This window comes from Streptomyces sp. NBC_01471, from assembly GCF_041438865.1.
Classification (GTDB): domain Bacteria; phylum Actinomycetota; class Actinomycetes; order Streptomycetales; family Streptomycetaceae; genus Streptomyces.
In genome coordinates this window covers 3,045,777-3,062,873 of sequence record NZ_CP109450.1, presented here as the reverse complement: position 1 = coordinate 3,062,873, position 17,097 = coordinate 3,045,777, and the positions used below count along the sequence as shown (strand labels likewise).

The 17,097-nt window shown below is 70.8% G+C and carries 19 protein-coding genes and 3 tRNA genes; 14 read left to right on the top strand and 8 right to left on the bottom strand.

Annotation, left to right across the window (positions count from 1 at the left end; translation table 11 throughout):
- Positions 1 to 16 precede the first annotated feature (16 nt).
- The 6 genes from OG285_RS13260 to OG285_RS13235 all read left to right on the top strand — a co-directional run bounded on the left by OG285_RS13260 (position 17) and on the right by OG285_RS13235 (position 5,731).
- Entirely contained in the window at positions 17 to 1,789 is a 1,773-nt protein-coding gene (locus tag OG285_RS13260; RefSeq protein ID WP_371793523.1) for a NuoM family protein, read from the top strand.
- Positions 1,786 to 3,318: an NADH-quinone oxidoreductase subunit N gene (locus tag OG285_RS13255; protein WP_371791036.1), complete on the top strand. Its 1,533-nt coding sequence runs from the start codon at positions 1,786 to 1,788 to the stop codon at positions 3,316 to 3,318. The genes OG285_RS13260 and OG285_RS13255 overlap by 4 nt, the downstream gene beginning before the upstream one ends.
- Positions 3,319 to 3,463: 145 nt before the next feature.
- The gene (locus tag OG285_RS13250; protein WP_356828893.1) at positions 3,464 to 3,922 is read left to right on the top strand and encodes an MscL family protein; all 459 of its coding nucleotides are present in this window, start codon (positions 3,464 to 3,466) and stop codon (positions 3,920 to 3,922) included.
- Positions 3,923 to 4,069: 147 nt separating this feature from the next.
- Positions 4,070 to 4,933 carry a zinc metalloprotease HtpX gene (gene htpX / locus OG285_RS13245; RefSeq protein ID WP_356828891.1) on the top strand — a complete coding sequence of 288 codons (864 nt, stop codon included), beginning with the start codon at positions 4,070 to 4,072 and terminating at the stop codon, positions 4,931 to 4,933.
- Positions 4,930 to 5,322, top strand: coding sequence for a YccF domain-containing protein (locus OG285_RS13240; RefSeq protein ID WP_356828889.1), 393 nt, complete (start codon positions 4,930 to 4,932; stop codon positions 5,320 to 5,322). The genes htpX and OG285_RS13240 overlap by 4 nt, the downstream gene beginning before the upstream one ends.
- 136 nt (positions 5,323 to 5,458) lie before the next feature.
- Positions 5,459 to 5,731, top strand: a complete 273-nt coding sequence (locus OG285_RS13235) for a GlsB/YeaQ/YmgE family stress response membrane protein (RefSeq protein WP_356828887.1) — start codon at positions 5,459 to 5,461, stop codon at positions 5,729 to 5,731.
- Here the strand turns inward: OG285_RS13235 and OG285_RS13230 are convergent.
- Entirely contained in the window at positions 5,692 to 6,396 is a 705-nt protein-coding gene (locus tag OG285_RS13230; protein WP_356828885.1) for an alpha-ketoglutarate-dependent dioxygenase AlkB, read from the bottom strand. The two genes, OG285_RS13235 and OG285_RS13230, sit on opposite strands and share 40 nt — an antisense overlap.
- Before the next feature lie 213 nt (positions 6,397 to 6,609).
- Positions 6,610 to 7,098 (bottom strand): YajQ family cyclic di-GMP-binding protein, encoded by a 489-nt coding sequence (locus tag OG285_RS13225; RefSeq protein ID WP_266854321.1) that lies wholly within the window; start codon positions 7,096 to 7,098, stop codon positions 6,610 to 6,612.
- A gap of 200 nt (positions 7,099 to 7,298) precedes the next feature.
- Here OG285_RS13225 and OG285_RS13220 point away from each other — a divergent pair.
- Positions 7,299 to 7,380 (top strand) — tRNA-Tyr (locus OG285_RS13220).
- Between the two features lie 99 nt (positions 7,381 to 7,479).
- Here the strand turns inward: OG285_RS13220 and OG285_RS13215 are convergent.
- From OG285_RS13215 to OG285_RS13205, 3 genes are all read right to left on the bottom strand, one after another.
- Entirely contained in the window at positions 7,480 to 8,016 is a 537-nt protein-coding gene (locus OG285_RS13215; RefSeq protein ID WP_371791035.1) for a GyrI-like domain-containing protein, read from the bottom strand.
- Entirely contained in the window at positions 8,016 to 8,672 is a 657-nt protein-coding gene (locus tag OG285_RS13210; RefSeq protein ID WP_371791034.1) for an SDR family oxidoreductase, read from the bottom strand. The genes OG285_RS13215 and OG285_RS13210 overlap by 1 nt, the downstream gene beginning before the upstream one ends.
- A 169-nt stretch (positions 8,673 to 8,841) precedes the next feature.
- Positions 8,842 to 10,101, bottom strand: coding sequence for an amidohydrolase family protein (locus tag OG285_RS13205; RefSeq protein ID WP_371791033.1), 1,260 nt, complete (start codon positions 10,099 to 10,101; stop codon positions 8,842 to 8,844).
- 284 nt (positions 10,102 to 10,385) lie between these two features.
- Between OG285_RS13205 and OG285_RS13200 the strand changes: the two genes are divergently transcribed.
- The 6 genes from OG285_RS13200 to OG285_RS13175 all read left to right on the top strand — a co-directional run bounded on the left by OG285_RS13200 (position 10,386) and on the right by OG285_RS13175 (position 13,127).
- Positions 10,386 to 10,458 (top strand) — tRNA-Thr (locus OG285_RS13200).
- Between the two features lie 44 nt (positions 10,459 to 10,502).
- Positions 10,503 to 10,575: transfer RNA gene (locus OG285_RS13195), tRNA-Met, on the top strand.
- A gap of 85 nt (positions 10,576 to 10,660) precedes the next feature.
- Positions 10,661 to 10,825 carry a 50S ribosomal protein L33 gene (gene rpmG / locus OG285_RS13190; RefSeq protein ID WP_006604855.1) on the top strand — a complete coding sequence of 55 codons (165 nt, stop codon included), beginning with the start codon at positions 10,661 to 10,663 and terminating at the stop codon, positions 10,823 to 10,825.
- Positions 10,826 to 10,978: 153 nt separating this feature from the next.
- Entirely contained in the window at positions 10,979 to 11,431 is a 453-nt protein-coding gene (locus OG285_RS13185; RefSeq protein ID WP_356828876.1) for a MaoC family dehydratase N-terminal domain-containing protein, read from the top strand.
- A 2-nt stretch (positions 11,432 to 11,433) separates the two neighbouring features.
- Positions 11,434 to 11,871 carry a MaoC family dehydratase gene (locus tag OG285_RS13180; RefSeq protein WP_356828874.1) on the top strand — a complete coding sequence of 146 codons (438 nt, stop codon included), beginning with the start codon at positions 11,434 to 11,436 and terminating at the stop codon, positions 11,869 to 11,871.
- Positions 11,872 to 12,071: 200 nt separating this feature from the next.
- Positions 12,072 to 13,127 (top strand): UDP-N-acetylmuramate dehydrogenase, encoded by a 1,056-nt coding sequence (locus OG285_RS13175; RefSeq protein WP_371791032.1) that lies wholly within the window; start codon positions 12,072 to 12,074, stop codon positions 13,125 to 13,127.
- Between the two features lie 74 nt (positions 13,128 to 13,201).
- Here OG285_RS13175 and OG285_RS13170 read toward each other — a convergent pair whose 3' ends face one another.
- Positions 13,202 to 13,831: an NAD(P)H-binding protein gene (locus OG285_RS13170; protein ID WP_356828870.1), complete on the bottom strand. Its 630-nt coding sequence runs from the start codon at positions 13,829 to 13,831 to the stop codon at positions 13,202 to 13,204.
- Positions 13,832 to 13,964: 133 nt separating this feature from the next.
- On the opposite strand from OG285_RS13170, the gene OG285_RS13165 reads away from it, so the two are divergent.
- On the top strand, positions 13,965 to 14,576 hold the full coding sequence (locus OG285_RS13165; RefSeq protein WP_371793522.1) for a TetR/AcrR family transcriptional regulator: 612 nt from the start codon (positions 13,965 to 13,967) through the stop codon (positions 14,574 to 14,576).
- Here the strand turns inward: OG285_RS13165 and OG285_RS13160 are convergent.
- Positions 14,566 to 15,582 carry an adenosine deaminase gene (locus tag OG285_RS13160; protein WP_356828866.1) on the bottom strand — a complete coding sequence of 339 codons (1,017 nt, stop codon included), beginning with the start codon at positions 15,580 to 15,582 and terminating at the stop codon, positions 14,566 to 14,568. The two genes, OG285_RS13165 and OG285_RS13160, sit on opposite strands and share 11 nt — an antisense overlap.
- 147 nt (positions 15,583 to 15,729) lie before the next feature.
- A complete protein-coding gene (locus OG285_RS13155; RefSeq protein ID WP_356828864.1) occupies positions 15,730 to 16,956 on the bottom strand; it encodes a pyridoxal phosphate-dependent aminotransferase in 1,227 nt (408 codons plus the stop codon).
- Positions 16,957 to 17,097: the final 141 nt, after the last annotated feature.

Here is a 17,097-nt window from a genome sequence, read left to right as displayed (position 1 = left end):
TATCAGCGCATCCGTGATGCAGTTCCTTCTGGCGTTCATCGTCGCCGCCCCGGTCATCGGCGCCGTCGCCGCGCTCCTGCCCGCACCCCCCGGGCTGAGGGGCAGGTCGCCCCGGCAGGCCGTGCTCCGCCACGGTGTGATCGTCACCGGCACCGTACTCATCGCCGCGGTCGTCCTCGCGCTCGGCTTCGACCGCGACCACCCGTCGAAGATGCAGGCCACCACCGACATCAGCTGGATCCCGGCACTCCACGTCCGGATCCATCTGGGCACGGACGGCATCTCGCTCCCCCTCCTCGTACTGACCGCGCTGCTGACCTTCCTCTGCGCGCTCTACTCCTGCTTCAAGCTCCCCGCGGGTCCGTCCCCCAAGGCGTTCGTCGCTCTCGTCCTCCTCCTCGAATCGGGGACGCTCGCCACCTTCGCCGCCCTCGACCTGGTGCTCTTCTTCCTGGCCTTCGAGATGGTCCTCATCCCGATGTACTTCCTCATCGCCCGCTGGGGCGGCGCCGGACGCACCGCCGCCGCCTGGAAGTTCATCCTCTACACCGTGCTCGGCTCCGTCGTCATGCTGCTCGGCATCCTCCTCATCGGTGTGAAGAGCGGCACACTCGACATGGTGGCACTCGCCACTGACAACGGCCGCGACCTCACCCACACCACCCAGGTCGTCGCGGTCCTCGCCATCGCCATCGGCCTCGCCGTGAAGACCCCGATGTGGCCGCTGCACAGCTGGCTCCCCGACGCCCACACCGCGGCGCCCACCGCGGGCTCGGTGCTCCTCGCCGGAGTCATGCTCAAGATGGGCACCTACGGATTCGTCCGCATCGCCCTGCCCGTCGCACCCGAGGGCATGCACACCTTCGCTCCCTACCTCGCGGCCTTCGCCGTCGCCGGCATCATCTACGGATCGCTCGCCTGCCTCTCGCTCGTCCGACGCGGCAACAAGGGCGACCTCAAGCGGCTCATCGCCTACTCCTCGGTCGGCCACATGGGCTTCGTACTCCTCGGCATCGCCTCGATGACCCCCACCGGCGTCAACGGCGCGCTCTTCGCCAACATCGCCCACGGCCTCATCACCGGCCTGCTCTTCTTCCTGGTCGGCGCGGTGAAGGACCGTTACGGGACCGCCGACCTCGACACGCTCGCCGGAGCCACCGGCGCCGCCCTCTACGGCCGGGCCCCCCGGCTCGGCGGCCTCGTCGCGTTCGCCGCCGTCGCCTCGCTCGGCCTGCCGGGACTCGCCGGGTTCTGGGGCGAGATGCTCACCATGTTCGGCGCCTTCGACCCGGCCGGGGGACTCAGCCGCCCCGCCTTCCTCACCTTCATGTCGCTCGCGGCCCTCGGTACCCTGCTCACCGCCGCGTACCTTCTCCTCGTCGTACGCCGCGTCTGCATGGGCAGCGCACCGCAGGCCACATCCGAAGCGCGCGACGCACAGGAAACACGGGAAACGCCGGAAACCCCCAGCACACGGGAAACCCCAGGCGAACAGGACACCCAAGGCGCACCTGGAACCCCAGAAACACGGGAACCGCAGCTCGCCCCCGCAGAGCCACCGGCGGCCCCCGCACCCGGCAGCCTCCAGGACGTCCAGGGCCACGAGGGCCAGGAATCCCGGGAAGCCCAAGGCATCCCGGGCTACGAGATCCAGGACGTCCAGGGCTACGAGCTCGCCACCTGGAGCCCGCTCGTCGCCCTCACCGTCCTCGCCGGCCTGTGGCCCGCGGCCCTCCTCGGCCTCACCGACCCGGCCGTGCAGAAGCTCCTCGCAGGAGGCAAGGCATGAGCTCCCTCGTCCAGTCCGTCGACTGGCTCGCGATCGCCCCGCCCGTCGTCGTCGCCGCGACCGCGCTGATCGTCCTTGTCGCCGACCTCTTCGTTCCCGACCACCGCAAGCCGCTGCTCGGCTGGACCGCCGTCGCCGGACTCGCCGCCGCCGGCCTGCTGCTCCTGCCCCTGCGCCACGGCAACCGCTCCACCTTCTGCCTCCCCGGCGGCCACGGAGCCTGCAGCTACACCGCAGACCACTTCACCCTCGCCATCCAGCTGCTCGTACTCGGCGGTGCCCTGCTCACCGCACTGCTCTCGATGAGCGAGACCGGCGGCGACCGTCTCCCGGCCGGCGAGTTCTGGTTCCTGCTGCTCGCCTCCGCCTCCGGGGCCGCACTGCTGCCCGCGTCGCGGGACCTCGCCACCCTCGTCGTCGCCCTCGAAGTGGCCTCGCTGCCCGCCTTCGCCCTCGTCGGTCTCAAGCGCGGCAACCGCCTCTCCTCCGAAGCGGCCCTCAAATTCTTCCTGTCCTCCGTCACCGCGACCGCCGTCACCCTGCTCGGCGTCAGCTTCGTCTACGCGGCCACCGGCACCCTGCACCTCACCCGCATTGCCACCGCCCAGGTCGACCCGCAACTCGACACCCTCGCCGAGGCCGGAGTCGTCCTCACGCTCGTCGGCTTCGCCTTCAAGACGGCGACCGCGCCCTTCCACTTCTGGGTCCCCGACACCTACGTCGGCGCACCCCTGCCCATCGCCGCCTACCTCTCCGTCATCGGAAAGGCCGTCGGCTTCTCCGGGCTCATCCTCGTGACCGTCGTCGCCTTCCCCGGGTACGCCGACATCTGGGGCCCGGCCATCGCCGTACTGGCCGCCCTCACCATGACCGCCGGCAACACCGCCGCCCTCCGCCAGCGGGCCACCCGCGCGCACAGCGCCGTCCGGCTGCTCGCCTGGTCCTCCATCGGCCAGGCCGGGTACCTCCTCGTGCCGATCGCCGCCGCCGGATACACCTCGGACCGCGAGATCGGCTCCACCGTCGCGTACGCCCTCATGTACGCCGTCGTGAACCTCGGCGCCTTCGCGACCGTGGCCCTCGTCGCCCGCTCCCGCCCCGGCAAACGCCTGAGCGACTACCGCGGGCTCTACGCCACGCGGCCGCTCACCGCCCTCGCGCTCGCCTTCTTCCTGCTCTGCCTGGCCGGCCTGCCCCCCGGCATCATCGGCCTCTTCGCCAAGGTCACCGTCTTCCAGAGCGCAGTCGACGCGGGCCTCGGCTGGCTCGCCGCCGTCATGGCCGTCAACGTCGTGTTCGCCCTCTACTACTACCTCCGCTGGACGGCTGTGCTGTTCCGCACACCCCTGGCCGCGACAGTCGGCCCCGCCACCGCGCCCGCCCCCCGGTCCGAGACCGGCGAAACCCGCACGGGCCACCGCATCCCCCTCCCGCTCGCCCTCACCGTCGCCCTCGCGGCCGCCGCCGGAGCTGTGCTCTCCGTCGCCCCCCAGCTGGTCCTGCACTTCGCGTCCGGCAGCCTCTTCTGAGTTTTGCTACGGTCTTCGGCCGGGCGCACACCACGGACGGCGCACCGGCGCACGCCCCGAGGCAGAGCCAGTACGACGCCGACGAGCAGCGCCGAAGGGCCCGCCGGAGAGCAGTGCGCAGGGACTACGGAACAAGGAGCAAGCGGTGCTGAGCGGGTTCAAAGACTTCATCCTCCGCGGGAACGTCATCTCACTGGCCATCGGCCTCGCCGTCGGATCCGCCTTCACGGCGGTCGTCACCGCGCTCAGCACCGCCTTCATCACCCCACTCATCGGCCTCGCCACCAGCTCCGCCATGGGCGACTTCAGCAAGGCCGAGTTCACCGTCGACGGCGCGCACTTCCGCTACGGCCTCCTGATCAACGCCGGAGTCGCGTTCCTCGTGACCGCCGCGGTCCTCTACTTCTGCGTCGTGGTCCCGCTGGCCAAGATCCAGTCCCGCTTCACCTCCGACAAGCCGATCGACATCAAGGCGGCCCTCCGCGACTGCCCGTACTGCTACACCGAGATCCCGGCCATCGCCTCCCGCTGCGCCCACTGCACCAGCCAGATCGAGCCCCTGCCGGAGGCCGTGGAGCTGGCGAAGGTCCCCGCACAGGGCTGACCCACCCGTACGGCGCACAGCACGGGCCGCGCGCACAAGGGAACTAGCCTCCCTCGCCTGGCGTTGACCAGTGAGGGAGGGTCCACTGGACGGTGGACTGAGTCACTGAGCGAAGGTTCCCCTGCCGCACGACTTGGAGGGCGTACCGTGCACCGCCGGCACAACGGGCTGAGGACCGCCGTCCTCCTCGGGGGGCTGTCAGCCCTCCTCATCGTCATCGGCAGCTTCTTCGGCCGTACGGGCCTGATCGTCGCGCTCGTCGTCGCGCTCGGCACCAACGCGTACGCGTACTGGAACAGCGACAAGCTGGCCCTGCGCGCCATGCGGGCCCGGCCCGTCAGCGAATTCGAGGCCCCGGCGCTCTACCGCATCGTGCGGGAGCTCTCCACCGCGGCCCGCCAGCCCATGCCCCGGCTCTACATCTCGCCGACCCAGGCGCCGAACGCCTTCGCCACCGGCCGCAACCCGCGCAACGCCGCCGTCTGCTGCACCGAGGGCATCCTGCAGATCCTCGACGAACGCGAACTGCGCGGAGTCCTCGGCCACGAGCTCAGCCATGTCTACAACCGCGACATCCTGATCTCCTCGGTCGCCGGGGCCCTTGCCTCCGTCGTCATGTTCCTGGTCAACTTCGCCTGGCTGATCCCCGTCGGCCGCTCCGACGACGACGAGGGCCCCGGCCTCATCGGTATGCTGTTGATCATGATCCTGGGCCCGCTGGCCGCGTCCCTCATCCACATGGCCGTCAGCCGCTCACGCGAGTACGAGGCCGACGCGTCGGGCGCCCAGCTCACCGGCGACCCGCTCGCCCTCGCAGGCGCCCTGCGCAAGCTCGAAGCCGGTACGAAACAGCTGCCGCTGCCCCCCGAGCCCCGGATCGAGACCGCGAGTCACATGATGATCGCGAACCCTTTCCGTCCCGGTCAGGGACTGTCCAAGATGTTCTCCACACACCCGCCCATGGCGGAGCGCATCTCCCGACTCGAACAGATGGCAGGCCCCCGGACATGAAGACCATCCTCAACGTCATCTGGCTCATCCTCTGCGGCTTCTGGATGTTCCTCGGCTACCTCCTCGCGGGCGCGCTGCTCTGCATCACCATCATCGGCATCCCCTTCGGGATCGCCGCGTTCCGCATCGGTGTGTACGCGCTCTGGCCCTTCGGCCACATGGCGGTGGACCGCTCCGACGCCGGAGCCCCCTCCTGCGTGGGCAACGTCCTGTGGCTGGTCCTCGCCGGCTGGTGGCTCGCACTCGGCCACATCTTCACCGGCATCGCGCTGTGCGTCACCATCATCGGCATCCCGCTCGGCATCGCGAACTTCAAGCTGATCCCCGTCTCGCTGATGCCCCTGGGCAAGGAGATCGTCCCCACGGACCAGCCCTTCGCGGCCCGCTGAGCCGGACCGGACACCACCTCACGCCGCCCGGCCGGACCACCGATCCGGGCCGGGCACCACTGCGACCAGCGACGCAACCAGCCGTGCCGCCTCGGCGTCCCTGTTTAAGACACCGAACGTAAGGCAGGCTCTGCTCATGGGAATCATCAGTTGGATCATCCTCGGACTGCTCGCAGGGGCCATCGCCAAGATCCTGCTCCCCGGGCGTGATCCGGGCGGCCTCATCGGCACCACCCTCATAGGCATCGTGGGAGCGTTCATCGGCGGATGGGGCGCCTCCCACTTCTTCAACCACCCCGTGGCGAAGCACTTCTACGACGGCGCGACCTGGATCTCCGCCATCGCGGGCGCCCTCGTCCTGCTGGTCATCTACCGGCTGCTGTTCGGCAACTCCCGCTCACGCCGCTGACCGAGCCCCGTCTCCCGCAGCGTGATGTTCAGCCGCCCGCCCAGCAGCCCCACCGCCGGATCAGCCGTCCCCGGAAGGACCTTCGGGACACCGTGGTACGCGAACCGCGAAGGTCCTCCGAAGACGAACAGATCCCCACACGCCAACCGCACATCCGTATAGGGCCGCCCCCGTCCCTCCGGGTTCCCGAAACGGAAGACGCAGGTATCGCCCAGGCTCAGTGACACCACCGGAGCGGCGCACCGCTCCTCCTTGTCCTGGTGCATGCCCATCCGCGCGTCACCGTCGTAGAAGTTCACCAGCGCCGCGTCGGGCGAGTACACCGCACCGGCACTTCCGGAGCCCCCGGCGTCCCCGTACGCCTCCGCCACCGCGGACCGCCCCAACTCCGCGAGCCAGGCGGGGAGTTCCGCCACCCGCGCACCGTTCACATCGTCGGCGGTACGCGCATACCGGTACGGCTGCCAGTGCCACCCCAGACACACCGTCCGTACGGACATCACGCCCCCGCCCGGCAACCGCGTGTGCCGCAGCGGCACCGGCCCCCGCGCCCACTCCCGGCAGGCCGCGACCAGCTCCCGCCGGCGCTCCACCGACAGCCACTCCGGGACATGCACCGCGCCGGGGGCGACTTCCACCCGGTCCCGCGGGAACAACCCGGTCACAGGGCGGCGCCCGCCCGGTCGCTCCGGCCGTGGCAACGCATCGGCCGCTCCCTTCCCCGCAGCGTCCCGGTGGCCGTTCCACCGGGACACCCGCGAGTCTGCGCTCCCCGAACCATCTGGACCGGCGGATTCCGGACGTCACACGTCAACGCGACGCCACCCGTCACCGGCGGCCCGCCGGGGGAGCGGGAAATCAGCGGTGGTTCACACACTTCAGCGGTAGTTCACAAACTGCAGCGCGAAGTCGAAGTCCTTGCCCTTCACCAGCGCCTGCACGGCCTGCAGGTCGTCCCGGCTCTTGGAGCTGACGCGCAGTTCCTCGCCCTGGACCTGCGCCTTGACGCCCTTGGGGCCCTCGTCGCGGATGACCTTCGCGACCTTCTTGGCGTTGTCCTGCGAGATGCCCTCCTCGATGGAGGCGAAGATCTTGTACTCCTTGCCGGACAGCTGCGGCTCGCCCGCGTCCAGCGCCTTGAGCGAGATCCCGCGCTTGATCAGCTTGGTCTGGAAGACGTCGAGGATCGCGGTGACCCGCTCCTCGGTGTTCGCCTGCATCAGGATCTTCTCGCCGGACCAGTCGATGGAGGCGCCGACGTTCTTGAAGTCGTAACGCTGCGAGATCTCCTTGGCGGCCTGGTTGAGGGCGTTGTCGACCTCTTGCCGCTCGACCTTCGAGACGATGTCGAAACTGGAGTCGGCCATGTCCTGTGGCTCCTTGTATCGGGTGTGCTGAGGGGGACGGCCGGTGTCCCGGCCTGTTGCGCGCAAGCCTAAAGGCTCTGCCGCGGCCGCCCCCGCCCGTCCCTGGTCAATCGGGTGGCGAAGCACCCCGTGTCATCAGGTATCGTTTACGTCGTTGCCACGGAGTCCCGCAGTACGCGGTTCCGTAGCGGCAAAACCCCGGCGGTGTGCCCGAGTGGCCAAAGGGAGCAGACTGTAAATCTGCCGGCTCAGCCTACCCAGGTTCGAACCCTGGCGCCGCCACTGGAATCAGCCTCTGACCAGCATTTCTGGTCAGAGGCTTTCTGGTTTTCCGGCCCGCTGTGCCGCCCCGCCGACCCCTATCGCTGTGAGCGCCGGCCCCTACCGTTGTGAGCCGGGGTCCGCGAGCCGGAACGCCAGTTCCGTCTCCCACTTGGACATGTCCGGCTCCTCCCGCGGGTCCGTCCTGTAGATCTCCAGCCGACAGCCCCACTCCTCGACGACGTCGGCCTTCTCCATGTCCCACTCCATGCCGCGCGCCGCCGCCCACTCCAGAAGGCCCGCGGTGACCCCCAACAGCTCGTCCGGGTGCCCGATGTGGGTGACCGTCAGGTACCGCCCGGCGGGCAGGGTGCCGGTGAAGACCTCACCCGTGTCGGCTTCCGCCTCGTCGACATCCGCGCCCCGCGGCGGCCGCGCCACCGGCACGCCCGCCTCGACCTCCATGCCGCGTTCCATGTCGATGACGTCGTACCGGAAGAAGGGCGCCCCCGCCGGTTCGGTCCCGCGCTCCGCCAGCCAGCCGAGCACCTCCGCCAGCCGGTCGGCGATCACCGGGAACGTGTCCATGGTGACGGTCTCCCGGATCGCCACGTACGGCTGCGCCGCCCGTTCGGCGGCCACGGGTGGGTTCTGCATCAGTTGCCCGCCACATCCTTCACGGCGACCGACACCGGCACCGGTCCGCCGATCAGCTCCAGGGTCAGGCCCGCGGTCGCCGGCGTCTCGATCAGCTCCGCGAGCACCGCGGCCACGTCGTCGCGCGGGATCCGGCCGCGGCCGGTCCCGGCCTTCAGGAGCACGTGTCCGGTGCCCGCGTCGTCGGTCAGCGCGCCGGGGCGCAGCACCGTCCAGTCGAGGGTGCGGCGGGCCCTCACGGCCTCGTCCGCCGCGCCCTTGGCCCGGAGGTAGGCGTCGAAGACCCCGTCGCCCTGGTGGGTGGTGTCGGCGCCCATGGACGAGACGATGAGGTAACGGCGTACGCCGGCCTGTTCGGCCGCGTCCGCGAGTTTGACCGCCCCGTCGCGGTCCACGCTGTCCTTGCGTTCGACGGTGCTGCCGGGGCCCGCACCCGCCGCGAAGACCACTGCGTCCGCGCCCGACAGGGCTTGGGCGACCTGCTCCACGGTGGCCGATTCCAGGTCGAGGACGATCGGCTCGGCGCCCGCGGATCTCAGGTCGTCGGCCTGTCCTGCGGCGCGGATGATGCCCGCGACCTCGTCCCCGCGCGCGGCGAGCAGCCGCTCCAGCCGCAGCGCGATCTGACCGTGTCCACCTGCGATGACAATGCGCATGTTTCCGACGGTACGCTCCGGCGGCCCCGCGCGCTCAGGAATGGCCGCGCCGGGGGAGGGCGGTGCCGCGCGGAGGTCCCGGGCCGGGCCCGGGTACCGGTGGGCGCGGCATCCGGAGCCGGGTCGTTGTGTGTTCAACAGGCGGTCCGGCGAACGCCGGGTCCGGTACTCAGGGCCCGGCGTCGGCCCGTCCCTGCCGCGGCAGTTCGAGCGCGCCGGGGGCGGCCGAGTCGCAGTACTCGCGTACCGCGTTGGTCCGCGCGACGATCCGCCCGCGGTGGATGACGATCCTGCTGTACGCGAGGGAGAGCACCGCGGAGAGCTGGTCCCCGCGTACGGCGAGGAGCTCGGCGGGGAAGCCCGCCTCCACCCGGACCTCGGGGAGGCCCATGGCCTCGCGCGGCGCCGAACTGACCGCGCTGTACGCGTCGTTGGGCCGCAGGCCGCTCTGTGACGCGAGCAGGTACGCGGCTTCCAGTGGGTCTCCGCGGCCGACCGGGTTGGCCAGGTCGCGCAGGGCGCCGCTGCCCGCGGCGACGCGTACTCCGGCCGAGCGGAGCAGCCGTACCGGGGCGGTCCCGCGGCTCTCGACGCCACCGCAGCCGCCCTGGGGCTGGCAGATCACGGTGACGCCCGCGGCGGCCAGCCGGCCCGCGGCGCGGACCGCCGTGTCGTGCGGGAGCCGGGAGAGCCCGCCGCAGGGGCCGATGGCGACGCCGGGGCGCAGCCCGCCGGACATGGCGGCGAGCCTGGCGAGCCGGGCGGGATCGTCACCCTCGGTGTGCAGATCGACGGCGCAGCCGTGTTCGGCGGCGACTTCGAGGACGGCCTGGGTGTATCCCGTGGGGTCGGGGTCGAGGTCCGGGCAGCCGCCGACGACGGTGGCGCCCATCTTCACGGCGTCGCGCAGCATGGCGAGGCCGTCGGCGCCTGCGACGCCGGTGAGCAGCCGGGGTACGGCGACGGTGGTGAGGTCGGTGAGCCCGCGCAGGGACCGCCGGGCCTGGAGTACGGCCTCCATGGCGCCCAGGCCCCGGACGTCGCCGATGCGGATGTGTGAGCGCAGGGCGGTGGCGCCGTGTCCGAGCTGGAGGAGGGCGGCTTCGGTGGCGCGGCGCTGGATGTCGGGGGCGGAGCCGCTGGTGGCGGGGCCCGGCCCCGGCCCGGCGTCGGCGGTGAGCGCGGTGTCGCTGTGGGCGTGCGGCTCGGCGGGGGCGGGGAGCAGCAGGTAACCGTCGAGTTCGATCCGGGAGGCGGACGTGCGGGAGCCGGGTGCGGTGAGGCTCCCGGCGGTGCCCACGGCTTCGATGTGCCCGCCGCTGATGCTGACGTCCACGGTGCGGCCGTCGGCCAGCCGGGCCCCGCGGAGGAGGAGCGCGGTGGAGTCTGCGGTGGCTCCTTCGGGAGGCCGCGGCTGGCTGTCGGGCATCGCGCTCCTGGGTGCTGGGCCGGGCGTGACGTACGAGGTCACACAGCGTGAAGCGAGCCTATGGGGAAGGCCGGTCCCGCTTCGAGGAGGGGCGGATTAGTCGTACTGGGAGTGACTCCTGTGGCCGATGGCCGCCGTGGGCCGAATGGGGATGGGAGGGGCTGGTGGGAGCCGGGCGCGAGCCGGGGTGACGCGGGGGAGAAGGGGGGCGGGGAGAGGGGCGGAGAGGGGGCTTCCTAAGGATTTGGGCGACGGCGAAGGACCGTGTAATGTCTTCATCGCTCGCCCCAATAGCTCAGTCGGTAGAGCGTCTCCATGGTAAGGAGAAGGTCTACGGTTCGATTCCGTATTGGGGCTCTGGTGCGGGAGCCCTCACCTTCGGGTGAGGGATTCCGTAGCAAAGCGGTGTAGCTCAGTCGGTAGAGCAAGCGGCTCATAATCGCTGTGTCACCGGTTCAAGTCCGGTCACCGCTACACACGGTAGCCGATGGTGGGCTCGTTCCTTCGATCGGCTACTCTTTTATGCGTTCATCCGTCCATCCGTCCAAGGAGCACTCACGTGGCTGCCACCGACGTCCGCCCGAAGATCACGCTGGCCTGCGTGGAGTGCAAGGAGCGGAACTACATCACCAAGAAGAACCGGCGTAACGACCCGGACCGTCTTGAGATGAAGAAGCACTGCCCGCGCTGCAACTCGCACACCGCGCACCGCGAAACCCGCTGAACCAAGACTGTCCTTTCCACAAGGGCAGCGCTCCACAGGCACAGGCACGAGGTCGTCCCCCTACCGGGGGGCGGCCTCGCGTCATTTCTGCGGTCGCTCGTGGTTATTGTGATTCTTTCTGATTCTCGGCACTCCACCAGGAGGTAGTGAGCCATGGCGCTCGACCAGTCCTTCGTGGGGCGGACCTATCCGCCCTCCGAGCCGTACGAGGTGGGCCGGGAGAAGATCCGCGAGTTCGCCGAAGCGGTGGGTGACGCGAATCCCGCGTACACGGATGCGGACGCGGCGAAGGCGCTCGGGCACGCCGACGTCATTGCCCCGCCGACGTTCGTCTTCTCGATCACTTTCAAGGCCGCGGACGTCGTCGTCCAGGATCCGCAGCTGGGCCTCGACTACACGCGGGTGGTGCACGGGGACCAGAAGTTCGTCTACCGCCGACCGGTCCGGGCGGGGGACCGGCTGACGGTCACCTCGACCATCGAGGCGATCAAGTCCCTCGCCGGGAACGACATCATCGATATTCGCGGTGAGGTCCACGACGAGTCCGGCGAGCATGTCGTGACGGCGTGGACGAAGCTGGTCGCGCGCGCGGCCGGGGAGGCGTGACGGTGACAGCGAAGATCTCCTACGGGAGCGTCGAGGTCGGCACGGAGCTGCCGGCGCAGTCCTTCCCGGTGTCGCGGGCGACGCTGGTCCAGTACGCGGGTGCGTCCGGCGACTTCAACCCGATCCACTGGAACGAGAAGTTCGCGAGGGAGGTCGGGCTGCCCGACGTCATCGCGCACGGGATGTTCACCATGGCCGAGGCGATCCGGGTGGTGACCGACTGGGTCGGGGATCCGGGTGCGGTCGTGGAGTACGGCGTCCGGTTCACCAAGCCGGTCGTCGTCCCGAACGACGCCGACGGGGCGCTGATCGAGGTCAGCGCCAAGGTCGGAGCGGTCGTCGGCGAGCCCGAGGACCGAACGGTACGGGTGGATCTCACGGCGACGAGCGACGGCAGGAAGGTCCTGGGCATGTCCCGCGCGGTGGTCCGCCTCGCCTGAGGCGCGGCGGCCGTACGGCACCGTCCCCGCGCTGTGGATCGGTGCCGTCGCGGTCGCGGTCGCGGCCACGGCGCCGGAGGCCGAGCCGGACCGCGAGATGGTCTCCGCCTGAGCCACCCCGGATCTCCTGGGCCACCCCGGATCTTCCATACGGGAACGGCCCCGCCCGACCGGTGGAGCCGTTCTCGTACGCTTGGCCCGTGCAGGAACTCCTTGAAGCCCCACTCGCCCCCCTGACCACCTTCCGCCTCGGCGGCCCCGCGGCCCGCCTGATCACGGCGGAGACCGACGCCGACGTGATCGCGGCCGTCCGGGAGGCCGACGCGAGCGGCACCCCGCTGCTCGTCATCGGCGGCGGCTCCAATCTGGTCATCGGCGACAAGGGGTTCGCCGGCACTGCCCTGCGGATCGCGACACGCGGGTTCACGCTCTCCGGTACGGCACTCGAACTCGCGGCCGGTGAGGTGTGGAGCGACGCGGTGGCCCGTACCGTCGAGGCCGGACTCGCGGGCATCGAATGCCTGGCCGGGATCCCCGGATCCGCCGGTGCCACCCCGATCCAGAACGTGGGGGCGTACGGCCAGGAGGTCTCATCGACCCTCACCGAGGTCGTCGCGTACGACCGGGCCACGGGGGAGACGGTCACCCTCTCGAACGCCGAGTGTCGTTTCTCGTACCGGCACAGCCACTTCAAGTCCGAACCCGACCGCTACGTGGTGCTGCGGGTGCGTTTCCAGCTCGAAGACGCGGGCGGCCTCTCGGCACCGGTCAAGTATCCGGAGACGGCCCGCGTCCTCGGTGTGGAGGCGGGTGACCGCGTACCGGCGGCGACGGTCCGCGAGACCGTGCTGAAGCTGCGCGCCGGCAAGGGGATGGTGCTGGACGCCGAAGACCACGACACCTGGTCGGCCGGGTCGTTCTTCACCAATCCGATCCTGGACGACGCGCAGTTCGCCGCGTTCCTGGCCCGGGCCCGGGAGCGGCTCGGGGCGGAGACCGCGCCGCCCGCGTTCCCGGCGGGGGAGGGGCTGACCAAGACGTCGGCGGCCTGGCTGATCGACCGGGCGGGCTTCACCAAGGGGTACGGAACGGGCCCGGCCCGCATCTCCACCAAGCACACGCTGGCCCTGACCAACCGGGGCCGGGCCACCACCGAAGACCTGCTCGCGCTCGCCCGCGAGGTCGTCGCGGGTGTGCACGAGGCGTTCGGCGTGACGCTGGTCAACGAGCCGGTGACGATCGGCGTCAGCCTGTGACCGGCGACGCCGGACGCCTTGCTTGACCCGCAGGTCCCACCCCGTAAATCCCCGTTCGTCCCCGTACATCCCGGTCAGTACGCGACTCCGACCCCCTGCTTCACCGTCGCGGGGTCGTCGATCATCGCCAGCATCGCGTGCGCCACATCGGCGCGCGCGATGCTCCGGCCGCCGCGCGGACTGCCTCCGACGACGGTCCGGTAGGTGCCGGTCACCGGCTTGTCCGTCAGCTTCGGCGGCCGGACCGCCGTCCAGTCCGTGGCACTGCGCGCGACCTCGGCCTCCATGACCCGCAGATCCTCGTAGACCGCCTTGAGGATCACGCCGATCGCACCGAGCGCGGCGCGGTCCGCGAGCGACTGGTTCCCGGGCGGCGCCAGCGGCGCCGCGCTCACCACCAGCAGCCGCCGTACGCCCTCCGCCTCCATGGCCGCGAGCACCGGCCGGGTCAGCACCTGGGTGATGCCCGCGTCCTTGCGGCCGCGCGCGCCCAGTCCGGAGAGCACCGCGTCCCGCCCGGCGACCGCCGCCCGCAGCGGCTCCGGGTCGCCGAGGTCCGAGCGGACCACTTCGAGCCCCGCCCCGGTCGCCGTGAGCCGTGCCGGATCGCGGACCACGGCCGTGACCTCGTGGCCCGCATCCAGTGCCTGCCGGACGATCTGTCCGCCGATACCGCCGGTCGCTCCGAACACTGTGAGCCTCATCGCACACCCTCCAGGTGGGTAAGTCGGTGGGTCTTCGGGTGGGTAAGTATTCACTCACCCCTAGGGTGAGCAGTCACTCACCTCTCCGTCAAGCCTGGTAGGAGCACCCGTGCAGCCACCCGTGCAGCCACCCGTGCAGCAGAAGCCGGCCCGCGGCCGGATCGTCGACGCCGCACACAGCCTCATGCTGACCATCGGCCTGGCCCGGACCACCACCAAGGAGATCGCCAGGGCGGCCGGCTGTTCGGAAGCGGCGCTCTACAAGCACTTCGCGAGCAAGGAAGAGCTGTTCGTGACCGTTCTCAGGGAACGGCTGCCCAGGCTGACCCCGCTGCTGCACGAACTGACCGAAGAACCACAGCGGCACAGCGTCGAGGAGAACCTCACCGAGATTGCCCGCCGAGCCGCCCTCTTCTACGAGCAGAGCTTCCCGATCGCCGCCTCGCTCTACGCCGACCCCCCGCTCAAGCGGCGCCACGAAGCGGCCATGCGCGAACTCGGCACCGGCCCCCACATGCCCATCCGCGGCGTCGACGCCTATCTGCGCGCCGAGCGGGACGCGGGGCGGATCGACGCGGATGCCGACACCTGCGCCGCCGCCTCACTGCTCCTCGGCGCCTGCGCGCAGCGCGCGTTCGCGTACGACATGACCGAGGACGGCAGGCCCCCGCAGCCGCTCGACGCGTTCGCCGCCGCGCTCGCTCGCACGCTCCTGCGGGGGGTGATGCGAGGGATCAGCCGGTGAGCCAGTCGTCGATGCCCGAGAGCAGCTTCCGCCGTACGTCGTCGGGCGCCGCCGAACCGCGCACCGACTGCCGTGCCAGCTCGGCCAGTTCGGTGTCGCTGAACCCCTGGGCCCGGGCCAGCTCGTACTGGGCCGCCAGCCGTGACCCGAACAGCAGCGGGTCGTCCGCGCCGAGCGCCATCGGCACCCCGGCGTCGAACAGCTTTCGCAGGGGTACGTCCTCGGCCTTCTCATAGACGCCGAGGGCCACATTCGACGCCGGGCAGACCTCGCAGGTCACGCCGCGCTCGGCCAGCCGCTTCAGCAGCAGCGGGTCCTCGGCGGCCCGCACCCCGTGCCCGATCCGCGCCGCGTGCAGATCGTCCAGGCAGTCCCGCACCGACGAGGGGCCGCTGAGCTCCCCGCCGTGCGGCGCGGCCAGCAGTCCGCCCTCCCTGGCGATGGCGAACGCCCGGTCGAAGTCCCGTGCCATGCCGCGGCGTTCGTCGTTGGAGAGCCCGAAGCCGATCACCCCCCGGTCCGCGTACCGCACCGCCAGGCGTGCGAGCGTCCGCGCGTCCAGCGGGTGCTTCATCCGGTTCGCCGCGACCACCACGCGTATGCCGAGCCCGGTGTCCCGCGAGGCGGCGTCCACCGCGTCCAGGATGACCTCCAGCGCGGGGATCAGCCCGCCGAGGAACGGCGCGTACGAGGTGGGGTCGACCTGGATCTCCAGCCACCCCGAGCCGTCCGCGACATCCTCCTGGGCGGCCTCGCGCACCAGTCGCTGGATGTCCTCGGGGGTGCGCAGACAGGACCGCGCGATGTCGTACAGCCGCTGGAAACGGAACCAGCCCCGCTCGTCGGTGGCCCGCAGCTTCGGCGGTTCACCACCGGTCAGCGCCTCCGGCAGATGCACGCCGTATCTGCCCGCCAGCTCCAGCAGCGTCGTGGGCCGCATCGAACCGGTGAAGTGCAGGTGCAGATGGGCCTTGGGCAGCAGCCGGATGTCACGTACTCGCTCCATCCCAGGATCCTGCCGTACGGACCCGCCGCACCGGTAGCCGCTTTCCCCCAACGAGGAGGCGCCCGAACGAAGAAACGGGCCCCCGGTGGAAAACCGGAGGCCCGTTCCTTACGGAGCGCGCGGACGGCCGCGCGGACAGTGACCCTGTCAGTCCGTCGCCTCGGCCAGCAGCTTCTGGATCCGGGAGACGCCCTCGACCAGGTCATCGTCGCCCAGCGCGTACGACAGACGCAGGTAACCGGGGGTGCCGAACGCCTCACCGGGCACCACGGCGACCTCGACCTCGTCCAGGATCAGCGCGGCCAGCTCCACCGAGCTCTGCGGGCGCTTGCCGCGGATCTGCTTGCCGATGAGCGCCTTCACCGAGGGGTACGCGTAGAACGCGCCCTCCGGCTCCGGGCAGAGCACGCCGTCGATCTCGTTGAGCATCCGCACGATGGTCCTGCGGCGCCGGTCGAAGGCGGTGCGCATCTCGTCGACCGCGTCCAGGTTCCCCGACACCGCGGCGAGCGCGGCCGCCTGCGAGACGTTGGAGACGTTGGAGGTGGCGTGCGACTGCAGGTTGGTCGCGGCCTTCACGACGTCCTTCGGGCCCACGATCCACCCCACGCGCCAGCCGGTCATGGCGTACGTCTTGGCCACGCCGTTGACGACGATGCACTTGTCGCGCAGCTCGGGCACGACGGCGGGCAGCGAGGTGAACTCCGCGTCGCCGTAGATCAGGTGCTCGTAGATCTCGTCCGTCAGCACCCACAGACCGTGCTCGACGGCCCAGCGGCCGATGGCCTCCGTGTCGGCGGGGCTGTAGACGGCGCCCGTCGGGTTGGACGGCGAGACGAAGAGGACGACCTTGGTCCGCTCCGTGCGGGCGGCCTCCAGCTGCTCGACGGAGACCCGGTAACCGGTGGTCTCGTCGGCGACGACCTCGACCGGGACACCGCCCGCGAGCCGGATCGACTCGGGGTACGTGGTCCAGTACGGAGCCGGGACGATGACCTCGTCGCCCGGGTCGAGGATCGCGGCGAACGCCTCGTAGATGGCCTGCTTGCCGCCGTTGGTGACGAGCACCTGGGAGGCCTCGACCTCGTAACCGGAGTCGCGCAGGGTCTTCGCGGCGATGGCGGCCTTGAGCTCGGGGAGCCCGCCGGCCGGCGTGTAGCGGTGGTACTTCGGGTTGCGGCAGGCCTCGATCGCGGCCTCGACGATGTATCCGGGCGTGGGGAAGTCGGGCTCACCGGCACCGAAGCCGATCACCGGACGCCCGGCGGCCTTCAGCGCCTTCGCCTTGGCGTCGACGGCCAGGGTGGCGGACTCGGAGATGGCACCGATGCGGGCGGAGACCCTGCGCTCGGTCGGAGGAGTTGCGGCGCTCATGCGGCCCATGGTCCCAGACCGCAAACGGACTCGGCACACAGGTTTCGATGGGCGGACACCGGGCTGGACACGGGCTGGGCAACGGCCGTACACCGAGCGGGAACCGGGCCGGAACCGGAAGGACACCGGCCCGTCATGGAC